Source organism: Pseudoxanthomonas sp. SL93, from assembly GCF_026625825.1.
In the GTDB taxonomy this organism is placed as follows: Bacteria; Pseudomonadota; Gammaproteobacteria; order Xanthomonadales; family Xanthomonadaceae; genus Pseudoxanthomonas_A.
This window is the reverse complement of the sequence record NZ_CP113065.1, coordinates 3,441,857-3,464,141: the sequence shown is the minus strand read 5'-3', so window position 1 is coordinate 3,464,141 and position 22,285 is coordinate 3,441,857. Positions and strand designations below refer to the sequence as shown.

At 69.1% G+C, this 22,285-nt stretch carries 20 protein-coding genes; 3 read left to right on the top strand and 17 right to left on the bottom strand.

What is annotated here, in order from left to right:
- Positions 1-72: 72 nt before the first annotated feature.
- The gene (locus OVA13_RS16175; RefSeq protein ID WP_267791480.1) at positions 73-1,008 is read left to right on the top strand and encodes an LpxL/LpxP family Kdo(2)-lipid IV(A) lauroyl/palmitoleoyl acyltransferase; all 936 of its coding nucleotides are present in this window, start codon (positions 73-75) and stop codon (positions 1,006-1,008) included.
- A gap of 24 nt (positions 1,009-1,032) precedes the next feature.
- Here the strand turns inward: OVA13_RS16175 and OVA13_RS16170 are convergent, their stop codons facing one another.
- The 5 genes from OVA13_RS16170 to OVA13_RS16150 form a co-directional block, all read right to left on the bottom strand.
- Positions 1,033-2,376, bottom strand: coding sequence for an O-antigen ligase family protein (locus OVA13_RS16170; RefSeq protein ID WP_267791479.1), 1,344 nt, complete (start codon positions 2,374-2,376; stop codon positions 1,033-1,035).
- On the bottom strand, positions 2,348-3,487 hold the full coding sequence (locus OVA13_RS16165) for a glycosyltransferase family 4 protein (RefSeq protein ID WP_267791478.1): 1,140 nt from the start codon (positions 3,485-3,487) through the stop codon (positions 2,348-2,350). The genes OVA13_RS16170 and OVA13_RS16165 overlap by 29 nt, the downstream gene beginning before the upstream one ends.
- Before the next feature lie 39 nt (positions 3,488-3,526).
- Positions 3,527-3,724 carry a zinc-finger domain-containing protein gene (locus tag OVA13_RS16160; protein ID WP_267791477.1) on the bottom strand — a complete coding sequence of 66 codons (198 nt, stop codon included), beginning with the start codon at positions 3,722-3,724 and terminating at the stop codon, positions 3,527-3,529.
- 151 nt (positions 3,725-3,875) lie between these two features.
- Positions 3,876-4,454, bottom strand: a complete 579-nt coding sequence (locus OVA13_RS16155) for a YceI family protein (RefSeq protein ID WP_267791476.1) — start codon at positions 4,452-4,454, stop codon at positions 3,876-3,878.
- A gap of 24 nt (positions 4,455-4,478) precedes the next feature.
- Positions 4,479-5,072 (bottom strand): malonic semialdehyde reductase, encoded by a 594-nt coding sequence (locus OVA13_RS16150; RefSeq protein WP_267791475.1) that lies wholly within the window; start codon positions 5,070-5,072, stop codon positions 4,479-4,481.
- 116 nt (positions 5,073-5,188) lie between these two features.
- Between OVA13_RS16150 and OVA13_RS16145 the strand changes: the two genes are divergently transcribed.
- The gene (locus OVA13_RS16145; RefSeq protein WP_267791474.1) at positions 5,189-6,163 is read left to right on the top strand and encodes a mitochondrial fission ELM1 family protein; all 975 of its coding nucleotides are present in this window, start codon (positions 5,189-5,191) and stop codon (positions 6,161-6,163) included.
- On the opposite strand, the gene glnE is transcribed toward OVA13_RS16145, so the two are convergent.
- The 4 genes from glnE to OVA13_RS16125 form a co-directional block, all read right to left on the bottom strand.
- Positions 6,160-8,985 (bottom strand): bifunctional [glutamate--ammonia ligase]-adenylyl-L-tyrosine phosphorylase/[glutamate--ammonia-ligase] adenylyltransferase, encoded by a 2,826-nt coding sequence (gene glnE, locus OVA13_RS16140; RefSeq protein ID WP_267791473.1) that lies wholly within the window; start codon positions 8,983-8,985, stop codon positions 6,160-6,162. The two genes, OVA13_RS16145 and glnE, sit on opposite strands and share 4 nt — an antisense overlap.
- Positions 8,986-9,175: 190 nt before the next feature.
- Positions 9,176-9,835: a lipoyl(octanoyl) transferase LipB gene (lipB, locus tag OVA13_RS16135; RefSeq protein WP_267791472.1), complete on the bottom strand. Its 660-nt coding sequence runs from the start codon at positions 9,833-9,835 to the stop codon at positions 9,176-9,178.
- Entirely contained in the window at positions 9,832-10,110 is a 279-nt protein-coding gene (locus OVA13_RS16130; RefSeq protein WP_267791471.1) for a DUF493 family protein, read from the bottom strand. Before OVA13_RS16130 ends, lipB begins: the two co-directional genes overlap by 4 nt.
- A 103-nt stretch (positions 10,111-10,213) precedes the next feature.
- Positions 10,214-11,125, bottom strand: a complete 912-nt coding sequence (locus tag OVA13_RS16125; protein ID WP_267793554.1) for a CsgG/HfaB family protein — start codon at positions 11,123-11,125, stop codon at positions 10,214-10,216.
- Positions 11,126-11,399: 274 nt separating this feature from the next.
- Between OVA13_RS16125 and OVA13_RS16120 the strand changes: the two genes are divergently transcribed.
- Complete coding sequence (locus tag OVA13_RS16120) at positions 11,400-12,263, top strand: EamA family transporter (RefSeq protein WP_267791470.1); 864 nt, start codon at positions 11,400-11,402, stop codon at positions 12,261-12,263.
- 59 nt (positions 12,264-12,322) lie between these two features.
- On the opposite strand, the gene OVA13_RS16115 is transcribed toward OVA13_RS16120, so the two are convergent.
- From OVA13_RS16115 to OVA13_RS16080, 8 genes are all read right to left on the bottom strand, one after another.
- Positions 12,323-13,525 (bottom strand): D-alanyl-D-alanine carboxypeptidase family protein, encoded by a 1,203-nt coding sequence (locus OVA13_RS16115; RefSeq protein ID WP_267791469.1) that lies wholly within the window; start codon positions 13,523-13,525, stop codon positions 12,323-12,325.
- A gap of 116 nt (positions 13,526-13,641) precedes the next feature.
- Complete coding sequence (locus OVA13_RS16110; RefSeq protein WP_267791468.1) at positions 13,642-14,829, bottom strand: septal ring lytic transglycosylase RlpA family protein; 1,188 nt, start codon at positions 14,827-14,829, stop codon at positions 13,642-13,644.
- A complete protein-coding gene (gene mltB, locus OVA13_RS16105) occupies positions 14,826-15,959 on the bottom strand; it encodes a lytic murein transglycosylase B (RefSeq protein ID WP_267791467.1) in 1,134 nt (377 codons plus the stop codon). The genes OVA13_RS16110 and mltB overlap by 4 nt, the downstream gene beginning before the upstream one ends.
- A gap of 102 nt (positions 15,960-16,061) precedes the next feature.
- On the bottom strand, positions 16,062-17,198 hold the full coding sequence (gene rodA, locus OVA13_RS16100) for a rod shape-determining protein RodA (RefSeq protein WP_267791466.1): 1,137 nt from the start codon (positions 17,196-17,198) through the stop codon (positions 16,062-16,064).
- The gene (gene mrdA / locus OVA13_RS16095) at positions 17,195-19,198 is read right to left on the bottom strand and encodes a penicillin-binding protein 2 (protein ID WP_324288292.1); all 2,004 of its coding nucleotides are present in this window, start codon (positions 19,196-19,198) and stop codon (positions 17,195-17,197) included. Before mrdA ends, rodA begins: the two co-directional genes overlap by 4 nt.
- A gap of 6 nt (positions 19,199-19,204) precedes the next feature.
- A complete protein-coding gene (gene mreD / locus OVA13_RS16090) occupies positions 19,205-19,690 on the bottom strand; it encodes a rod shape-determining protein MreD (RefSeq protein ID WP_267791465.1) in 486 nt (161 codons plus the stop codon).
- The gene (mreC, locus tag OVA13_RS16085; RefSeq protein WP_267791464.1) at positions 19,687-20,820 is read right to left on the bottom strand and encodes a rod shape-determining protein MreC; all 1,134 of its coding nucleotides are present in this window, start codon (positions 20,818-20,820) and stop codon (positions 19,687-19,689) included. Before mreC ends, mreD begins: the two co-directional genes overlap by 4 nt.
- Before the next feature lie 119 nt (positions 20,821-20,939).
- On the bottom strand, positions 20,940-21,986 hold the full coding sequence (locus OVA13_RS16080; protein ID WP_267791463.1) for a rod shape-determining protein: 1,047 nt from the start codon (positions 21,984-21,986) through the stop codon (positions 20,940-20,942).
- Positions 21,987-22,285: the final 299 nt, after the last annotated feature.

Here is a 22,285-nt window from a genome sequence, read left to right as displayed (position 1 = left end):
GGCCTGTCACTGCGCGTGCGGCGGATCCGCCGCGCGGTTCCCCGCACCGGGCCGAGAACCTAGAATCGCGGGATGGCCGACACCGACACGCTCCAACGCCCGTCCTTCGCCCCGCGCCATTGGCCGATGTGGATCGCGCTGGGCGTGATGGTGGCCGCCGGGCGGTTGCCGTGGGCGCTGCAGCGCGGGGTCGGTCGCGTCATCGGGGCCGTGGCGCCGTGGCTGGCGGGCTCGCGCCGGCACGCCGCGGACGTGAACCTGGCGCTGTGCTTCCCCGAGTGGACGCCCGCCCAGCGCCTCGCCCTGCGCAACGCGAGTTTTTCGGCGCTGGGCGTGGGCCTGTTCGAATTCGCCCGCGCCTGGTGGGGCACGGTGACGCCGATGCGGCGCGACGTGGTCATCGAAGGCATGGAGCACCTGGACGCGTTGCGGGCGCAGAAGCGCGGCGTGCTGATGGTGTCGGGGCATTTCATGACGCTGGAGATCTGCGGCCGGCTGATGTGCGACCACGTGCCGCTGGCGGGCATGTACCGCAAGCACCGCAACCCGGTGTTCGAATGGGCGGTCAAGCGCGGCCGCCTGCGCTATGCGGTGCACATGTTCACCAACGAGGAGATCCGCGGGGCCGTCCGCCATCTCAAGCAGGGCGGGTTCCTGTGGTATGCGCCGGACCAGGACATGCGCGGCAAGGACACGGTGTTCGCGCCGTTCTTCGGCGTGCCCGCGGCCACCATCACCGCTACCCACCAGCTTGCGCGCCTGACCGGGTGCGCGGTGGTGCCTTTCTTCCATCGCCGCGAAGGCGGCCGGTACATCCTGCGCGTGGCGCCGCCACTGGAGGATTTTCCTTCCGCGGACGCCACCGCCGACAGCGCGCGCGTCAACGCGGCGATCGAAGCGATGGTGCGTGAAGCACCCGCGCAGTACCTGTGGATCCACCGCCGCTTCAAGCGGCAGCCGGACAGCGCGCCGCGACTGCTGTACCGGCGCACGCCGCCCTCGCCCTGACGGCGGCAGGGGTCGGAGCGCGCCTCAGGTACGCGCGAGCGTGTCGTCGTCGCGCGAAAGCAGGCTGCCGGCATACAGCGCGGCCAGCATTAGCGTCAGGCCGCCCCAGAACGTCGAGTAGAACGCCAGGTGGGTGTTCAACGGAAACACCGTCACCGCCAGCGCCAGCATCGCCGGTCGCGCACGCTCCTTGGCCACCGGCGTGGCGTAGCGCCACGCTCGCCAGGCGAGCGCCGCACCGGCCAGCCACAGCAGCAAGCCGATCACACCGGTTTCGCTGAGCACTTCCAGCACGATCTGATGGGCATGCAGGGCCGGCCCGCCGCCCCAGGCCGGTGGACTGTCGCCGTTGCCGGCATCGCATTCCGGGTACGCCTGGCGGAAACCGCGCGCGCCTACGCCATTGACCGGATGCTGCACGATCATGCAGCCCGCGGCCGACCAGATCTGCGCGCGGCCGGACAGGGCGCTGTCCACGCCGCTTTCGTCGGCGGCCAGCGCATGCGCGGTACGCGCCACCCGCTCGCGCACCTGGATGGAGGACACCGACAGCAGCGCCAGCACCAGCATGCCCATGCCCAGCACGCCCAGCAGCTTCTTCCAGCCGAGCAGGCGCCAGCCGGAAAACACCAGCACCAGCGCATAGGTCAGCCACGCCGCGCGCGCGCCCGCCAGCAGGATCACGATGCCCATCGCGGCCGCGGCCAGCATCCAGCCCAGCACGTCCAGGCGCTTGGCGGCGGCGAACAGCGCGAACGGCGACAGGCTGGCCAGCACCATGCCGAGTTTCAGGTTGCAGGGCCCCAGGAAACCGCTCAGGCGGTCGAGCGCGGCGATCTCCTCCGGCGTGCACATGCCGCGCCCGCTGATCATCTGCTTCAACTGGTCGAGTCCCCAGAACAACGGGCTGGTGCCGAACACGACCTGCGCCAGCGCATCCACCGTCCACACCGCCACCAGGATCGCCAGCCCGCGGAACGTGATGCGCCTGGCCTCGGCGTTGGCCACCGCGGCCGCCACCAGCCAAAGGAAAGGCAGGTAGCGCAGGTCGGCGACCGACTCGCGCAGTGCGCGCGCCGGATCCATCGCGTCGACCGCGGAGATCACCTGCGGTGCCCAGTACGCGACGAACAGGGCGCTGGTGAGCGCCCAGGCCGGGCCACTCAGCAGTTTCGCGCCACCACGGAAACGCGCGAGCAGCAGGATGATCGCCGCGAACGCACCCAGCACCATCACCGCTTCCGCATAACCGGGTGCCGGCCACAGCGCGACGAACGTCAGTACCCAGGCCGGTGCCCAGCGCCAGCCCTGCACGGACATGGGCACGGGTGAAGGCGGGTCAGCCGGCGTGGCGGGGGCGTGGTTCATCGGCGAGGTCTTGGTAGAGGGCCAGCGTGGCGTCCTGCATCGCGCGCAGGGTGTAGGCATCCATCGTAGCCAATGGCGGTGGCGGATGGGCGAGCACCGCGCGCGTGGTGGTGGCGAGTGCGGACTCGTCAAACGGCGGCACCGCGCCTTGCGGCTGCAGCTCAGCCAGCAGTTCGCCCACGCCACCGTGCGCCCAGCCCACCACCGGCCGGCCCACCGACAAGGCCTCGATCACCGTGCGCCCGAACGACTCCGGCTTGCGCGAGAGCTGCAGCACCATGTCGCAGCCCGCGTAGGCACGCGCGATTCCGGCGATAGGCGGGGTGAAGGCGACGGCATCGGCGATGCCCAGGCGCGCGCATTCCGCTTCAAGCTCCTGCAGGTAGGCTTCGCGTCCCGGTTCGCGCGACCCGGGCAACCACAGGCGTGCGTCGCCGCCGTCGCGACGGAGCGCGGCCAGCAGTCGCAGGGCATCGGCGTGCCCTTTCAGGCGCGTACCACGGCCGGGCAGCAGCAGTAGCGGGCCCTCGCCCACCAGCGAAGCATGCTGCGCCATCGCCCATGCGCGCGCGTCGGCATCGGGATGCGCGGTGCGCGGGAACTGGTCGGGCTGGATGCCGCGCGGGATCACCACCAGCCGGGCGGGATCGGTCCGCGGATAATGCTGCAGCAGATAACGGCGCACCGTGTCGGACACGCAGATCACGCGCTCACCGAAGGTCATCACCGCGCTGTAGCGGCCCGGAGAATTCAGGCCGTGCATGGTGGTGATGAAGCGGGGCCGTTTGGCGGCGGGCATGCCGCGCACTGCCCACAGGCCCAGCCACGCCGGCAAGCGCGAACGCGCATGCACGATGTCAGGCTGCAGGTCAGCGAACAGGCGCCGCAGCGCCAGCACGTGGCGCAGCGTGAACAGCGATTTGCGGCCGATGTCGAGGGTGATGTGCTCGGCGCCGCTCTGCTGCAGCGTCGGCAGCAGGCGTCCGCCGGCGGACACGACGACTGCACGATGGCCGGCGCGCACCAGCGCGTCGGCGATTTCCAGCGTGGAGCGCTCGACGCCGCCGGACTGCAGCGCCGGCAGCAGCTGGACGACGGTCAGTCGCCGCATGGGCGCAACGCCGGTGCGGACAACCCCATCGTCAGCCGGTCAGTCGGCCAGGACGAAATGCGAGCCGCAGTAGGGGCACTGCACGTCGCCACCCGGGGCATCTTCGATGGGCAGGTACACCCGCGGATGCGAGTTCCACAGCGCCATGGACGGCAGCGGGCAGCTCAGCGGCAGGTCGGCGCGATACACGGTGTAGCGCTTCTCGGCGTTGGCGGGCGCGGTGGCGGTCTGGCTCATGGCGGCGTGTCATGCAGGGGGGAACAGGACGGCGAGTTTAGCACCCGCACCTCCACGCCCCATGCCGCGCGGGTTCCACAACGCAAAACGCCGCCCCGCGGGTGCGGGACGGCGTTTCCGGCAGCAGGCCCGTGAAGGCCCATCGCCCGGCTTACTTGGCGGCGTTGGCCGTCGCTTCGGTGGTGATGCTCAGGGTGACCTCGTCGCTGACCATCGGCGCGTAGGCGCCCAGGCCGAAATCGCTGCGCTTGACCGTGGCGGTGGCGTCGAAACCGATCGCCGGCACTTTCTTCATCGGGTGCTCGGCGGCCTTGTTGAGCGTCACGTCCAGCACGACCGGCTTGGTGATGCCCTTGATGGTCAGGTCACCGGTGACCTTGAGCTTGTTGTCGCCCGCGGCCTCGACCTTGGTGCTCTTGAAGGTGGCCGTCGGGTACTTGGCGGCATCGAACCACTTGTCGCTGGTCAGGTGCTCGTAGAACTGGTCGGCCAGCGCACTCAGGCCGCTCAGCGGCAGGGTGACCTGGACGCTGGATGCGGAGACCTTGTCGGCGTCGTAGACCAGCGTGCCGTCGGCCTGGCCGAAGTTGACGCTCGGGTTGGAGAACCCGAAGTGGTCCCAGCGGGCGAGCACGTTGGTGTGGCCCGGATCGATCTTGTAAGTGACCGGGGCGGCGAAAGCGGTGCCGGCGAAGGCGAACAGGACGGCGGCGAGCAGGGTCTTGCGCATGGGAATGTCTCCTTGGGTGGTGGATCAGGCGATGCGGGCGGCTTCGTCGAAGCTCAGGCGGGGCAGGCGCGGGAACACGCCGGCCGGATCGCCGTGGCCGAGATTGACCAGGAAATTGGACTTGATGGCGGTGCCGGCGAAGAAGGCTTCGTCGACCTTGGCGTTGTCGAAGCCGGACATCGGCCCGACGTCCAAGCCCAGCGCGCGGGCCGCGAGCATCAGGTAGGCACCCTGCAGGCTGCCATTGCGGATGGCACGCTCGTAGCGGGCCTCCGGCGGACCGTCGAACCAGCTCTTCGCATCCGGCGCGTGCGGGAACAGGTAGTTGATCTTCTCGTGGAAATCCAGGTCGTAGCCGATGATCACGGTGACCGGCGCGGCCATAGTCTTTGCGTAGTTGCCTTCATCCAGCGCCGGGCCCAGCTTGGCCTTCGCTTCGGCCGACTTGACGAACACGAAGCGCGCCGGCGTGCTGTTGGCGGCCGTCGGCCCCCACTTCAGCAGTTCGTACAGCGCGTGCAACTGCTCGTCGCTGACGGGGGTGTCCAGGAAGGCGTTCTGGGAGCGTGCGGTGCGGAACAGCTGGTCCAGCGCGGCGGCATTGAGGGCTTCGGACATGGGAATACCTGGCAGAGGAAAGGGTGGCTGCCGTGGGCGCAGCGGTGAAGGCGGCCAGTGTAGAGTGTCCTGACTATGGCAACATCCAACCGCCCCGGAACGGATTGTTTTAACCAGTGGAACGAACAAGCCTGCCTGCCGCCGATTCCGCACGCTTCTGGACCCTGACCGACGGGAATGCCGGCAATGTGCGGCAGGCCGGGTCATTGGCGCGTGAGCTGGGTATCGGCCCCGCACGGGAATGGACGCTGGCGCCCCGCGCACCGTGGCGATGGGTCGCGCCGCGGCACTGGCCGGGTGCCCGCCATGCCTTCGGCAGCGAGTTCACCACGGGACTATCCGCGCCTCCCGCGCTCGCCATCGGCTGCGGACGGCAGGCGGCGCTGGCCACGCGACTGCTGCGCGCGCGCGGCAGCAAGGCCGTGCAGATCCTGGATCCCCGCATCGATCCCACCCACTGGGACGTGGTGATCGCACCGGAGCATGACGGCCTGCGCGGTGCCAACGTCATCACCCTGACCGGCAGCCTCACCCCGGTCGACGATGCCTGGCTGGCGGAGGCGCGCGTGCAGTTCGCAGCCTTCGCCCGACTGCCCTCGCCCCGCACAGCGGTGCTGCTGGGCGGCGGCAGCGCGCATGCGCGTTTCGACCACGAAGCCTTCCAGGCGTTGGCGGCAGACCTTGATGCGGCATGGGCGCGCGACGGCGGCAGCCTGCTGGTCACCACCTCGCGACGCACCCCGCCACAGGTGATCGATGCCGTGCGCCAGCGTTACACGGGCACCCCGGGCATCCTCTGGTGCGGGGAACGCGATGGCCCCAACCCCTACCCCGGCCTGCTGGCCTGGGCAGACCGCATCGTCTGCACACCGGATTCGGTGAACATGGTGTCCGAAGCCTGCGCGACCACGGTGCCGGTCCACGTCTTCGAGCCGCAACGCGTGGATGGCCGGCCGCGGCGGTTCCTCGATGCGCTGTTGCAGCGTGGACGCATCCGCGCCCTCGACAGCGCGATGGTGGCTTTCGACAGCGAACCGCTGCGCGAAACGGCGCGCGTGGCCGCGGTGCTGCGCGAGCGCCTGGCGCTCTAGGACGGCTTGCCCGCGTCGACGAACCGCAGGCCGTGTGCCTGCGTGGCGCGCGTGACGATCGCCCGCGCGGCGGCCAGTGCACCGCTTTCGGGCACCAGGCGCGGGCGCCGGTCCAGCGTGCAGGCCAGGCCATCGGCGACGAAGGCGGCATGCACTTGCTCAAGCGCTGCAGCTTCCCCCGCCGGCATCACGCCGCACCGGGCCAGCGCAGCGATCAGGCCGGGCGTATCGCGCGGCAACAGCAGCGCGGCGTGTTGGGCGGACTCGCGCAGCACCAGGTACTGCAGCAGGAACTCCAGGTCCACCAGGCCACCCGCGCCCTGCTTCAGGTCGAAGCGCGCGGCATCGCTGCGGTCCAGTTCGCCACGCATGCGGGCGCGCATGCTGGTCACGTCCTCATTGAGCCTGGTCGCATCGCGCGGCGTGGAAAGCGTCTGCGCACGGATCTGTTCGAAAGCATCCAGCAGCGTGGCATCACCCGCGACCCCACGCGCGCGCACCAGCGCCTGGTGTTCCCACGTCCAGGCGCGCTCGCGCTGGTAATCGCGGTAACTCGCCAGCGACGAGACCAGCAACCCCTTGGCGCCGTCGGGCCGCAGGCGCACGTCGACGTCGTACAGGCGGCCGGCACCCGTGACCGCACCCAGCAGCGCCACGATCTTCTGCGCCAGCCGCGCGTACCAGCGACCGGCTTCCAGCGGCCGCGCGCCGTCGGAGACGGCATCGGGCGGCGCATCGAACAGGAACACCAGGTCGAGGTCCGAACCGAAGCCCAGCTCCTCGCCGCCCAGGCTACCGTAACCGAGGATCGCGAAGCGGCCATCGGCTACCGCACCGTGCGCAGTGGCCACGTCACGCATGGCCACCTTCAGCACGATGCACACCACTTCATCGGCCAGCCATGCCAGCTGGCGGGTGCTCTCGCGCGCCGGTTGCCGGCCGTCCAGCGCCGCCAGCGCAATGCGGAAACTCAATGCGAGGCGGCGTTCGTTGAGCGCGCGCAGCAGCAGCTCGGGGTCGTCTTCCTGCAGTGCCTCCCCGCAGTCCGCATGCATCTGCGCACGATCCGGCAGCGGCCCGGAGACGCGCGTGTCCAGCAGTTCGTCCAGCAACAGCGGATACAACGCCAGGCGTTCTGCCAGCAACGCGCTGCGCGCCAGCACATCGACCAGCCGCGCCAGCGCACTGGGTTGTTCATCCAGCAGCGCCAGGTAGCTGGCACGGCGCAGGATGGCCTGCAGCAGGCTCAGCACGCGGCGCAGCGCGGCATCGGGTTGCGATGACCGTGCGCATGCTTCCAGCAACGCGGGCAACACCCGGTCAAGGCGTGCCCGGGATGCATCGGACAACGTCCTCACCCCGGAGAATTGCACGAATTCACGCAATGCCGCGTCCGCGCCCGGCGCATCGTGGAAGCCCGCTGACGCAAGACTCTCCGCATCGCCTCCGTCCGGCAGCGCACGCCAGTACTGCGCCAGTGCGCCCGGCGCCGCATCACGGCGGCGCGGCGCCAGCAGTTCGGCGAACTCCGCCGAGACCCGCACGCGCTGCGCCTCCAGCGCCACGCGCAACGCCTCCCAATCCGGATAACCCAGGCCACGCGCGATGCGCAGACGATCCATCGGGTCTTCCGGCAAGACATGCGTCTGGGCATCACGCAGCATCTGCAGGCGGTTCTCCAGCCGTCGCAGGAAGCGGTACGCGGCCATCAGCGCGTCGCCTTCTTCCTCGGACATCTGCCGCGTGGCGACCAGCGCCGGCAGGGCCGCGCGCAGGCGCCGTTCCCGCAGCGCGGATTCACGGCCGCCACGGATCAGCTGCAGGGCCTGCACCAGGAATTCGATCTCGCGGATGCCCCCCGGTCCGCGCTTGATGTCGTCGGCCAGCTCACGGCGAGCGACTTCGGCGGCGATCGCCGCCTTCATTTCGCGCAGGCCATCGAGCGCCGTGTAGTCGAGGTAACGGCGGTAGACGAAGGGGCGCAACGACTGCAGCCAGCGTTCGCCCGCTTCGATGTCACCCGCCACCGCACGCGCCTTCAGCCAGGCGTAGCGTTCCCAGTCGCGTCCCTCGCGCTGGAAATACTGGTCCATGCCGGCGAACGACAGCGCGACGCGTCCGGCGTTGCCGAACGGCCGCAGCCGGAGGTCGACGCGATGGCAGAAGCCGTCCGCCGTCGGTTCGTCCAGCAGCTTGGCCAAGCGCTGGCCCAGCCGCATGAAGTAGTCCTCGGCCGCGAGCGGACGCGCGCCATCGGATTCCCCACCTTGCGGATAGGCGTACACCAGGTCGATGTCGGAAGAGAAATTCAGTTCGCCGCCGCCCAGCTTGCCCAGGCCGAACACCACCAGCTGCTGCACGCTGCCATCCGGTGCGCGCACCACGCCGTGGCGCTGCGCGAATTCGGCTTCCAGTGCGTCGAGTGCGGTCTGCAGGCAGACCTCGGCCAGCCGCGTGGTGCCGGCCAGCGTGTCGTCGACGGTGTCGAGGCCATGCACGTCGCGCCAGACCAGGCGCGTGGACTCGGCGGCGCGGTAACGGCGCAACAGCGCGGGCCATTGCGTCGTGTTGTCCGCCAGCAGTGCAGGCACCGGCAAGGGTGCGGTGCCGTCATCGTGCAGCAGGGTGGCCAGCAGGTCGGGTTGCCGACGCAACGTTTCCAGCGCGAAGTCGCTGGCCGCGATGACGCGTGCGGTACGGTCGGCGCTGCGCGCGTCGGCGAGCTGCGCGGCGGCATCGGGCGATGCGGCACGCAGGCGCGCCAGGCCTCGCTCGGTCAGGGCGTCGAGTTCCGTATCGAGGGAAGGGGTCGCGTCATTCATCGCGGCCGATTGTGGCATGGGGCCGTGATGGTTGTAGGCGCGACGCGCGTCGCGACCGCATGGCGTGGTCGCCGGAGGGAGTGAAGAGAATGCCTGTGCCTGCACCCTGAGCGCAGGCGTGTCGACCATCGTTTTCTGCCGCGTGTTGGCCTGCGGTCGCGACTGACGTCGCTCCTGCAGGCCAGCGGCGTTACGCCGCCTGCGACAGGTCCGGCAGGGCGGCCTCGTGCCGCAACGACAGGCCGAATTGCTCCGCCAAGTGCTTCAGCAGCACCGGCTTCACCTGGTCCATGGCGGTGGGGCCGCCGAGGTCGGCCAGCGAGACGACCTGCAGGCCTTGGTAACCGCAGGGATTGATACGGTGGAATGGTTCCAGGTCCATCGCGATGTTGAACGCCAGGCCATGGAAGGTGCAGCCACGGCGCACGCGGATGCCCAGCGCGCCGATCTTGGCGCCGGCCACATACACGCCGGGAGCGCCGTCCTTGCGCGCGGCCTCGATGTTCCAGTCGGCCAGCGTGTCGATGATGGACTGCTCGATCCTGCAGACGTAGTCGCGCACGCCCACCTTCAGCCGCTTCAGGTCGAACAGCGGATACGCGACGATCTGACCGGGCCCGTGATAGGTCACCTGCCCGCCGCGGTCGACATGGACCACCGGTATGGTGCCCGGCGCCAGCACGTGTTCGTCCTTGCCGGCCTGGCCCAGGGTGAACACGGGATCATGTTCGACCAGCCAGAGTTCGTCCGGCGTTTCGTCGGTGCGTGCATCGGTGAAGCGCTGCATCGCGCGCCACACCGGTTCGTAAGGCTGTCGGCCGAGTTCGCGGACGATGCAGGGTGCCGTCACAGCGTCCACTTCACTTCCGGATGGTCGCGCAGCACCGCGTGCGCGGCGTCGTACTGCGCGCGGTCCTCAGCCCGGAAGCTGATGCGCACGGAGACGAACTTGCCGCTGGACGAATGCTTCCACGAGATGGTCTCGTGCTCCACCTGCACGCCGGCGGATTCCAGCAGACGTGGCAGCTCGCTTTCCAGCCCGGTACCGGCGGTGCCCATGGCGCTGAGTTCGAAGCTGCCGGGGAACTGGAAGCCGTGGTCGGGGTTGTCGGATTTGATTTCCATGGGCGGATTATTGGGACGCGGGGGCTGAAAGCCAAGTCTGCCGCGTCGCCCGGAAACAGGAAGGCCGCGGCATGCCGCGGCCTTCCGGCGGATCCCGTGAGGATCAGCGGGCCAACTGCACCAGGCTGGACGACACCCAGCCCTTGTTGCCCAGTTCGTCCTCCACTTCCCACATGACGCCATCCTTGTTGCCGGTGGGGTACAGCAGCATGCCGGGGTCGAGATCGCGGACGGCCTTGCCCGTACCCTTGGCATTGGCGAACAGGCGGCCGGGCTTCGTCATCTCCACCGCCTGCTGCGCGTTGGACGCCGAGGCATTGCCCGACAGCCCGCCCAGCTCGTCGACCAGGGCGGTGTACGCCTGCAGGTAGGCCAGCGTGATGACCTGGCCGATCTCGGTGTTGGCATAGCCGCTGGCACCCGCGCCACCCCAGTGGCTGCCGGTGAAGAGGCTGCCGCTGGCACCCCAGCCGATGTCGGTCTTCCTGGCGCTGCCTTCGGCCATCGCCACCTGTTCGGAGGAGCGCACGTCGGTGACGGTCAGGACCACGTCGGCGGTCTTCTTCTTGAAATCCAGGCCACCGACCACGCGCCCGACGTCGCCGCCCAGCAGGCCGCCGAGCAGGCCACCGATGGCGTTGCCGCCGGCGTTGCTGTTCTGCGCGATCAGGTCCGGCACCAGCACGTAGTCGGCCGCACGGATCTGGCCCTTGCCGATGTTGGAACGGTTGCGCAGCTCGCCGCTGGCCGCCAGGTCACGCTCGGCCATCGCCGCGCCCATGCCGGCGCCACGGTCGACCAGCGTGAAGCAGCGCGACTTGTTGACGAAGACCTTGATCAGCTTCGACGGCGCCGGCAGCTGCTGTCCGCTCCACCAGTTCACGCCGTCTTCCGGCTCGATCACCGAGATCGTACCCAGCGGCTTGCTGCAGGTCGGGATCTCCGCCATCTGCTGCTTGCGCTGGTCCTGCGCGCTCTGGCGCTGCGCCCATGCGGGCGTCGTCGCCGCCGCCATCAGCAGGCAGGCGGTGGCGATGGCGGTGTTGCGTGTTCCCCTGTTCACTGGTGCATCTCCTTGAAGGGTTGTCGCCCAACGTCGTGGGCATTCCATCGATACGGGGGCGGCACGCACTGTGCGCCGGACTCCCCGCGATGATGATAGGCCATGGTGAGCGCCTTGCCCGCTAGGGACGCAAAGAGTGACATCAGGCGGCCATGTGCCCGGGCTGCCGGATGCCCGGGCTTCACATTGACGCCATAATCGCGCGCCCCACTCCGCGAGCATCGTCGTGCCCTACCTGATCATCAGTGTCGTCTGCAGTGTGCTGGTCTCGGTGCTGCTCAAGCTGATGCAGCGGCGCGGCGTCGACACCTCGCAGGCGATCACGTGGAATTACCTCGCCGCGTCGGTGCTGTGCTTCCTGCTGCTGGACCCGCCGCTGGCCGCGCTGGCGCACGCCGGTGCACCGCACCTGGAACTGGCCCTGCTGGCTTTGCTGCTGCCCGGCATCTTCCTGGCGCTGTCGGCATCGGTGCGGGCCGCGGGCATCGTGCGGACGGACGTGGCGCAACGGATGTCGCTGGTGCTGTCGCTGCTGGCGGCGTTCCTGTGGTTCGGCGAGCAACCCGACACCTTGCGGATCGCCGGGCTGGCGCTCGGCGTGGCGGCCATCGCGTGCCTGGTGGCACGGCCCGGGCGCGATGCCCCCGGCGAGGGTTGGAAGGCGTGGGCATTGCCGCTGCTGGTGCTGGTCGGCTACGCCAGCGTCGATGTGCTGCTGAAGCATCTCTCGGCGGCGGGTACCCCGTTCGCGGCGTCGCTGCAGGCGGCTTTTGTTGCTGCGTTCCTGGTGATGCTGGCGGTACAGGTGCTGCGCGCCTGGCGCACGCGCACGGCGATCACCCGCCAGGGCCTGTGGTCCGGCCTGCTGCTGGGCGCGCTCAATTTCGCCAACATCCTGTTCTACGTGAAGGCACACCGCGCCCTGCCGGACAGTCCGGCAGTAGTGTTCTCGATGATGAACATCGGCGTGGTGGTGCTGGGTACGCTGGTCGGCGTGTTCGGATTCGGCGAACGGCTCAGCCGCGTCAACCTGCTGGCGATCCCGCTGGCGATCGTGGCGATCGGCCTGATCGCGGCAAGTCTGGCCTGACGGGTACGGAAACGAAGAAGCCGGCTTGCGCCGGCTTCTTCATCAAGGGGTGTGGCGGATCACTCCGACTCCCACCACATCCAGAAGGCATCCCACAGGCGCTTGAAGAAGCCCGCTTCTTCGATCGCCGACACGGCGACCAGCGGTGACTGCGCCACCACCTTGCCATCCAGCGTGACCTTCACGCTGCCGATGGCCTGGCCATTCGCGATGGGCGCCACCAGCGTCTTAGGCACATCCATCGTCGGCTTGAGCTGGTCGTACTTGCCGCGCGGCACGCTGACCAGCAGCGGTTGCGCCACGCCCAGCTGCACTTCCTTCGCCTGGCCCTTCCACACGCGCTGCGTGGCGATGACCTTGCCCGGCTCGTAGAGTCGGTGCGTTTCGTAGAAGCGGAAGCCCCAGTTCAACAGCGCCAGGCTGTCATCGGCGCGCTGCTTTTCGGACGTGGAGCCCATCACCACCGCCACCAGGCGCTGGTCACCGCGCTTGGCCGAACTCATCAGGCAGTAGCCGGCGCCGGAATGGTGGCCGGTCTTGATGCCGTCCACGCTGGGGTCACGCCATAGCAGCAGGTTGCGGTTGGGCTGGGTGATGGTGCCGACCGTGAATTCCTTGATCGCGTTGTAGGCGTAGGTTTCCGGATAGTCGCGGATCATCGCGCGGCCCAGCAGCGCCAGGTCGTAGGCGGTGGAGTAATGCTCCGGCGCGGACAGGCCGTGCGCGTTGACGAAGTTCGAGCCCTTCATGCCGATCTGCGCGGCGTAGTTGTTCATCAGCGCAGCGAAGGCTTCCTGGCTGCCGGCGGTGTGCTCGGCCAGCGCGATGGCGGCGTCGTTGCCCGACTGCACAGCCATGCCCTTTTCCATGTCCAGCAGCGGGGCCGTCTTGTTGACCGCGAAACCGCTGTAGCTGCCGTCCGTCCCCGCGCCGCCTTCGCGCCAGGCGCGCTCGCTCATCATCACCGGGTCGTCAAGGCGGATCTTGCCGTTCTTCAGTTCGGCCGCGACCACGTACGAGGTCATGACCTTGGTGATGCTGGCCGGCTCGACGCGCTCGTTGTAGTTCTCGCCCGCCAGCACCTGGCCGGTGATGTAATCCATCAGCACCCACGCGGTCGCGGTGGGCTTGGGCGCGGGCGGGATCGCGACGGCGACGGCCGCAGGCGCGGCGGCAGGAGCGGGCTGCGGGGCCGGGGTCTGCGCGAGTGCGAACCCCATGGCAGTGGTCGCCAGCGCGGCGAGGGCGAAACGGAACTTCATCGGTTGAGAACTCCTGGCAAGGCCGTGGGCCTGACATCATCAAGCGGCCATTGTAGGGACGCGGGCGGCCCCTTGGGTTGGAAAGACGTAAAAAACCGCGGCTTTTCGCGTCGGGCTTATTCGCGGACGATCTGCGGGCGGCCGAAACCCAGTCCTGCGATGCGACCGGCCAGGGCATCCGCGCTGGCGGGATCCGCCGCCGCCACGCGCAGGCGCCACAGCACGCGACCGTTGCTGGCCACGTCACTGAGCTGCGCATCGGTGATGCCTGCGGCCGCCAGGCGCGCCAGCGCGCGATCCGCGTTGTCGCGACTGGAGAAGCTGGCCACCTGCAGTTGCAGCGGACTGGACGAGGACGCGGAGGAAACAACGACCGGCGGGGTCACCACCGGGACGGTGGCAGGCACCGTCGCCGTGCCCGGCGACAGCGTGGCCGGCTTGCCCGTGGCCACGCGCACGCCATTGGCCTTCATCCACGACTCGAAACCTTCCGAACCGGCGTTCGCGTGGTAACGGTTGCCGGTGGGCGTGGCGCGAGCGGGCAACTGCCCGACCAGCTGGTCCATTGCCGACGCCGATGCCGGGGCGGCAGCGGCCGGGGTCGGCGCCGGGGTGGCGGCCAGACCCGTATCACCGGGGGTCAGTCCCCGCACTTCCACACGCCCGGTACCGCGCTGGGTGATGCCCAGCTTCACCGCGGCCGCATAGCTCAGGTCGATGACGCGTCCCTCGTGGAACGGGCCGCGGTCGTTGACGCGCACCACCACCGACTTGCCGTTGTCGAGGTTGGTGACACGGGCGAAGCTGGGCAACGGCAGCGACTTGTGCGCGGCGGTGAAGGCGTACATGTCGTACACCTCCTGGTTGGACGTGCGGCGGCCATGGAACTTGCTGCCGTAGTACGACGCCGTGCCCCGCTCCACGTAGCCATCCACGCGGTCGAGCACGCGGTACTGCTTGCCGAGCACCGCATAGGGCGACTTGTTGCCCACGCGCGAACGGGGTTCGTCCGTCACCTGCGGTTCGGGGATGCATTCCACCTGCGGCACGTAGGCCGGCGTGCTGTCGCTGACACCCGGGGCATACAGGCCGCCCGCCGTGTAGTTGCCACGCTTGGAAAGGTCTTCCTGCGCCGGTGCATAGGTCTTGCAGGGCTTCTCATCGCGACCCGCGGCGACGGGGGCGCCCTGCGGTGAGGAGGCGGGTTTGCCCGGCTGCACGGCGCCCGCTGGCGCGGATTTCTTCGGGGCGGTACTGCAGGCGGCCAGCGCCACGGCCAGCAACGGCAGCGCAAGCCACTTCATGCGGAAGGAATCTCACGACCGGCGATGGCCTGCGACAACTGGTGCACGGCCATCGCGTACATCTTCGAATTGTTGTAGCGGGTGATCGCGTAGTAGTTCTGGAAGCCCAGCCAGTACTGCTTGCCGGTGCTGCCTTCCAGCGAAACCAGCGTGGCGGTCGCATCGGGCGCCACCGGATCGAGCGGGCGATAGCCGCGCTCGGCCAGCTGCGCCAGGGTGTAGTCCGGCGTCCAGGTGTCGGGATTGAATTCGGCGAACCCGGGTTGCAGTTCCGCGCGGGCCACCACCGGGCCGCCCGGCACCCAACCGCCGCGCTCGCCACCCTTCTTGCGGAAGTAGTTGGCGATGGACGCGAAGATGTCGGGATAAGTGGTGAACAGGTCGCGCCGGCCGTCGCCGTTGCCGTCCACCGCGAACTCGCGATAGCTCGACGGCATGAACTGGCCCAGCCCCATCGCGCCTGCGTAGCTGCCGGTCAGCGACGCGATGTCCAGGTTTTCCTCGCGGCCCAGTGCGAACAGCTGCGCCAGCTCGTCGCGGAAGAACTGCTCGCGACGGTGCTCGTAGGCCGCACGTTCGGGATTGCCGCTGCGCGGATAACGGAACGCGAGAGTGTAGAGCGCGTCCAGCACCTTGTGCCGACCCGTGAACCCGCCATAGTTGGTCTCCACGCCGATGATCGACACGATGACCTCGGCCGGCACGCCGTACTGCTGCTCCACGCGCGACAGCTCGTCGCGGTGCGCGGCGATGAACGCGCGCCCGCCGTCGATGCGTGCCTGGGTCAGGAACCCCACGCGGTATTCGCTCCACGGCTTTACCCGCTCGGCCGGCCGCGACATCGCCGCGACCACGCTGTCGAGGAACTGCGCCTTGGCCAGCGTCGCTTCGATCTGCGCGGGGTCAATGCCGTACTTCTTCGCGGTGTCGCTGACGAACTGCGCACGCGCGGTGGCGAAGTCGACCGGCGGCGGCGGCGGTGCTTCCGCGACGCGCTCCACCGATGTTTCAGCAGGTGCGGGGGGCGTGGCAGGCGGCGGCGTGGCCGTCTGCGCAGGTGTCGGGGATTGCGGCGTGGCGCAGGACACCAGGCCGAGCATGAACAGGCAGAGAAGTGCGCGTCGGATCATCGGCGCGAGGGTAGCACGGCAATGCCTTGAATCGTGAATGGTCGAGCGTCTGGAAAAGCATCGCATGACATGTTCGCATGCGCGTTTCGCGCCCCCAACGCATCAATATCCGTGAACGGGACGATGCGCGCGAACCGCCATCACCAGGCCGAGTCCGGCCAGCAGCGCCACCGCCGACGTGCCGCCATAGCTCAGCAGCGGCATGGGCACGCCGACCACCGGCAGCAGGCCCGAAATCATGCCGCCGTTGACGATGACGTAGACGAAGAACGCCAGGCCCAGGGTTCCGGCGAGCAGGCGTGAATACGTGTCGCGCGCATCCATCGCGATCCACAGGCAACGACCCACCACGAACAGGTAGAGCGCCAGCACCACCGCCACCCCGACCCAGCCGAACTCCTCGCTCAGCACGGCGAAGATGAAGTCCGTGGTGTGCTCGGGCAGGTAGTCCAGGTGCGACTGCGAACCCTGCCCCCAGCCCTTGCCGGTCAGTCCGCCACCACCGATGGCGATCTTCGACTGGATGATGTTCCAGCCGATGCCCAGGGGATCGTTCTCGGGATCGCGGAACGTCAGGATGCGGTTCTGCTGGTACGGCCGCAGCATCGAGAACCATTCGATGGGCGCGAACCATGCCAGCGCCGCCAACGTGGTGCCGACGACACCCGCCGTGCCTACCCACCACCAGGGCAGGCCCGCCAGCAGCAGGGCGAAGGCACCGCTGGCCACCACCAGCATGCCCGTGCCGAAATCCGGCTGCAGCAGGATCAGGCCGGTCGGGATGCCCACGATCAGCCCGGCCACCAGCACCGTGCGGAACGACGGCGGCAGCGGCTCGCGGTGCAGGTACCACGCCATCATCATCGGCAGGCTGATCTTCAGCAGCTCGGAAGGCTGCAGGTAGAACACCTTCAGGTCGATCCAGTGCGCACCGTGCTTGCCGGTACCGATGAACAGCACGAGCACCAGCAGCACCAGCGTGGCCGCGAACACGCCCGGCGTCCAACCGCGCAGGCGCACCGGCGAGACGCGCGACAGGCCCCACATCGCCGCGATGCCCACGGCGAACCGCGCGCCCTGCGCCAGCATCAACCGCGTGCCCTGCGCTTCACCGCCCGCGCTGTACAGCACGGCCAGGCCGACGCCCATCAGCGCCGACAGCGCGAGCAGCAGCGGCCAGTCCAGCGTGCGCAGCAGATGCCGCATCACATCGAACGCCCAGCGAAGCAGGTCGCTCATCGGCGCGGCTCCTGCGTCGAAGGCGGCACCTGGGCTGGCGTGGCTTGCGCGGGCGTGGCGGGTTTCGGCGTTGCGGGTGCGGGTGGCACAGACGTTGGCGCAGCGGAGGCCGACGGTGCCGCGGCCCCCGGCGTTGCGCTCTCCGCGGCAGGCACCGGTGGCTCCGGCATGATGCCCAGCAGGTAGGCATCGAAGATCTTGCGCGCGATCGGCGCGGCGGTGCTGCCACCGTAGCCGCCGCCCTCCACCGCGATGGCGATGGCGATCGTCGGGTTGTCCGCCGGCGCGAAACCGACGAACAGCGCGCGATGGCGCAGGTGCATCGGCAGGCTGCGCGGATCGACCGCGGCGGTGCCACGGCGGCTGACCACCTGCGCGGTACCGGTCTTGCCCGCCATCAGGTACTGCGCGCCGGAAGCCACGCGCCAGCCGGTGCCACCGGGCTGCATGGTGTCCATCATCCCTAGCCGGACGACCTCGACATTGGCAGGATTGGGGCTGATCGGGATGGATGCGGGCTGCGGCAGCGATTCCCATGGCCGATCGAACCCGACGCGCGTCTGGCTGACCAGGTGCGGCCTGCGCAGCTGCCCGTCGGCGAGGCCGGCGGTGGCGCGCACCAGCTGCAATGGCGTGACCTTCCAGTCGCCCTGGCCGATGGCGACGTTGACGGTGTCGCCGGGATACCAGCGCTCCTTGCGCGACTTCAGCTTGGCCTGCGGCGACGGCAGGATGCCGCCGATCTCGCCGCGCAGGTCGATGCCCGTGGGTGTGCCGAACCCGTAGTGCTCCATGTACTGGTCGAACTGCTCGATGCCCAGGTCCAGCGCCAACCGGTAGTAGTACGTGTTGACCGACTGCGAGATCGACTTGCGCAGGTTGGTCACGCCATGGCCGCGACGGCTGGCATCGCCCCAGCCGCGGCTCGTGCCGGGCAGGTAGAACATGCCGGTGGACACCACGGTGTCCTCGGGCTTGCGCTTGCCGCTGTCCAGCCCCGCCAGCGCAATGAGTGGCTTCAGCGTGGAGCCGGGCGCCACGCCGCCCAGCACCAGGCGGTTGAACTGCGGCCGCGACGGGTTCTCGTTGAGCGTCCTGAAGTCCTTGCTGGAAATGCCGTTGACGAACAGGTTGGGGTCGTAGCTGGGCAGGCTGACCATGGCCAGGATCTCGCCGGTGCGCGGATCCACGGCGACCGCCGCGCCCTCCAGTTCGCCGAAGGCATGCACGATGGCCTGCTGCAGGTCGGCATCCACGCTGAGCCGCAGGTCGGTGCCGGCCTGCGCGGGCACGCGCCCGACCACGCGCAACGCACGGCCTTCCACGTTGGTCTCGACCTTCTCGTAGCCGATGCGGCCGCGCAGCTCTTCGTCGTAGTAGCGCTCCAGCCCGGTCTTGCCGATGTGGGTGAGCGCGGCATTGATCTCGCCCAGCGCTTCCAGATCCTTCTCGTCGATGCGGCCCACGTAGCCGACGACGTGCGCGAACAGGTCGCCATACGGATAGCGCCGCGTCAGGTAAGGCACAAGCTCCACGCCGGGATACCGCCAGCGGTCCACCGCGAAGCGCGCCATCTCTTCCTCGCTGACCCGCAGCTTCAGCGTGATCGGGCGGAAACCGCGCGTGGCCTTGCGCGTGGCCTCGAAGCGCGTGATGTCTTCCGGCGTCAGCTCGATGATGGCGCGCAGGTCGGCGATCAGCTTCGCCGGGTCCTTCACCTTGTCGGGCGTGACGTCCAGGCGGAAGGCCGGGACGTTTTCCGCCAGCAGCTTGCCGTTGCGGTCGTAGATGGTGCCGCGGCCCGGCACCACGGGACGCGGGCGGATGCGGTTGGCTTCAGAACGCGTCGCGTACTCGTCGTGGTCGAGCACCTGCAGCTTGAAGTACCAGCCGGCCAGGCCCACCAGGCACACCGCCACCACCACGAAACCCAGCACCGCGCGACGGCGGAACTGCTCGGCCTCGGCGTGCGGATTCTTGCTGCGGCGGCGCGGTGCGATCACGGCTCAGCCACGCCGACCCTTGCCCTGCCGCAACACGTCCATCAGCAGGAACAGCGGTGCCCACAGCAGCATGCCGACCGCCGGTGCCCACCAGTACTGCCAGGGCAGCGTGGGTTCGCCCAGGGCCAGGTGCACCGCGGCGGTGACGATGCGGTCGTTCACCAGCAGGCCGCCGACGGCCAACGCCTGCTGGGACAGTGGGAAGAAGCGCAGCCGCGCGCGGAAGCGCTGCAGGATGAACGCCATGATGACCAGGCGCAGCGCCTGTTCGCCGAGCAGCGTGCCGAACATCAGGTCGGCGATCAGCCCGACGATGACCGCAAAACCCAGGCCGACGCTGTCCGGCGCTTCGATCACCCAGTACGCCAGCACCAGCGCCAGCCAGTACGGGCGCAGCGGCTGCAGCAGGTCGGGCAACGGCAGCAGGCCCAGCAACAGGGCCACGACGAAGCTCAGCGGCATCAGCCAGCCGGTACGCGCGCGACTCATCGCTGCGGCTCCTGTGGCGCGGGTGCCGCAGGGGCTGTCGAGCGCGGCGCATTTCGCCCCTCTCCCGCCGGGAGAGGGGTCGGGGTGGGGGTCGGGACGTTCGCGGGGCGTGGCGCTTGCGGAGACATCGTCGCGGACGTGGGTTCGGGCTGCGTGGCCTCAGGAATGCCGACTTCGTTGCCCTTCACCCCAACCCCTCCCCCGGAGGGAGCGGGGCGTGAGCCAGCGGCCCCGGCCGTGGCCGCCTCCGGCAGGAACCGCGCCGGATCCGCCGGCGGAAGCAGCGTGGGCGGTGCGGATTTGAGCAGCAGCACGTCGCGGCCGCGGTCCAGACGGGCGGCCGGCGTCACGTCACCGACCAGGAAGGCGTGGGTATCGTCAGGACGCAGCGCCGAGATCGTCCCCACCGGGAAGCCGGCCGGGAAGCGCCCGCCCAGCCCGGAGGTGACCAGCATGTCGCCGACCTGCACGCCACTGTTCAGCGGCACGTCGGCCAGTTCCAGCAGGTCGCTGCGCCCGCGTCCGTACACGATCAGGCGCACGCCGTTGCGCGCCACCACCACCGGCACCGCGTGGTCCGGATCGGTCAGCAGCAGCACGGTGGAATGGGCGGGCGTGGCCTCGATGATCTGCCCCATCAATCCGCCCGCATCGATCACCGCCTGCGTCACGCGCGCGCCGTCGCGGGTACCGGCATCCAGTACCAGCCGCTGGCGGCCCGGTTCCAGGTCGATGTCGAGGATCGGGGCCAGCTGCACGTCCAGCCCGCGGGTGAACTTGACCCCCAGCAGTGCGCGCAGCTGGGCGTTGTCGGCGGCTGCCGTGTGCAGGCGCGCCAGCCGGGCGTTGGCCACCAGCAGGTCATTGCGCAGGCGGCGGTTCTCTTCCATCAGGCCGCTGCGCGTGGCGGCATCGTCCTGCACGCGCGTGGTCACGCGGCCCGGCAGGCCCGCCAGCCACCACAACGGCTGCGTCACCACGTTGGCCTGTGCGCGCACCTGCGACAGCCAGCCGCCACGGTGGTCCAGCACCAGCAATGCGATCGTCAGCGCCAGATAGGCCAACAGGCGCAGCGTGCTGGCGACATCACCGGGGCGGGAAGCGACGGGAGGACCGGCGTAGGAAGGCATCTCGAGATGTGTGATTCGTGAGTGGTGATCCGCAACGCCCAAGCTGAGATCCGTAAGTGGCCCGGGGCGGTTGCGAGACCGCCCCGCGCGAATCACGAATCACAAATCACGGCTTCAGGTCACTCCGGCGCGAAGAACTCGTTGCCGTGCATGTCCACCAGCTCCAGCGCGCGGCCGCCGCCACGGGCCACGCAGGTCAGCGGATCATCGGCCACCTGCACGTGCAGGCCGGTTTCCTCGGAGATCAGGCGGTCCAGGTCGCGCAGCAGCGCGCCACCGCCGGTCAGCACGATGCCGCGCTCGGCGACGTCGGCACACAGTTCCGGCGGGGTCTGTTCCAGCGCCAGCTTGACCGCGCTGACGATGCCGGACAGCGGCTCGTGGAGGGCTTCGAGCACTTCGTTGGAGTTGATCTTGATCATCTTCGGCACGCCTTCGGCGAGGTTGCGGCCGGAGATCTCCAGTTCCTGCACTTCCGGCTGCGGGTAGGCGCAGCCGATTTCCAGCTTGATGCGCTCGGCCGTGGCCTCACCGATCAGCATGCCGTGGTTGCGGCGCACGTAGTTGGTGATGGATTCGTCGAAACGGTCGCCGCCGATGCGGACCGACTGCGAGTAGACGATGCCGTTGAGCGAGATCACCGCCACCTCGGTGGTGCCGCCGCCGATGTCGATGACCATCGAGCCACGCGCTTCGGTCACCGGCATGCCGGCGCCGATGGCCGCGGCCATGGGCTCCTCGATCAGGTAGACGTCGCGGGCACCGGCTTCTTCGGCCGATTCCTTGATCGCGCGGCGCTCGACCTGGGTGCTGCCGGCCGGCACGCAGACCAACACGCGCGGGCTGGGGCGCAGGAAGCGCGACTTGTGCACCTTCTTGATGAAGTACTTCAGCATCGCCTCGGTGTAGGTGAAGTCGGCGATGACGCCGTCCTTCATCGGGCGGATGGTGGTGATGTGGCCGGGCGTGCGGCCGAGCATCTGCTTGGCTTCGGCACCCACCGCCGCGACCGAGCGCGAGCCGCCGATGGCACGGTCCTGGCGCACCGCCACGACCGAAGGTTCATTCAGCACGATGCCCTGTCCGCGCACGTAGATGAGGGTGTTGGCCGTGCCCAGGTCGATGGACAGGTCATTGGAGAACATGCCGCGGAGCTTCTTGAACATCGGGGGAAGGATTCCTGCTGGAGGAGGATCGCCGGGATCTGGCGATTTTTTGGGCAAAAAAGGGGTCGGCTAGACTAACAACCCACCTGGGTGCGGGCAAGGAAAAATAGCGTGAATTACGGACTTTGCGCCGGTTCGCGCCATGCTGCGCGCCGCCGCGAACGAATGCATGCGCCCACCCGCCCCGGCGGTCAAGACTGGCCCGCGCCCGCGGCAGCCGGTAACCTTCGCACCGGCGCGCCCGGAATGCGGCGCACGTCCCGTTTTCCAGGGCGGCCGGGGCGGCCGCACCCTACTCT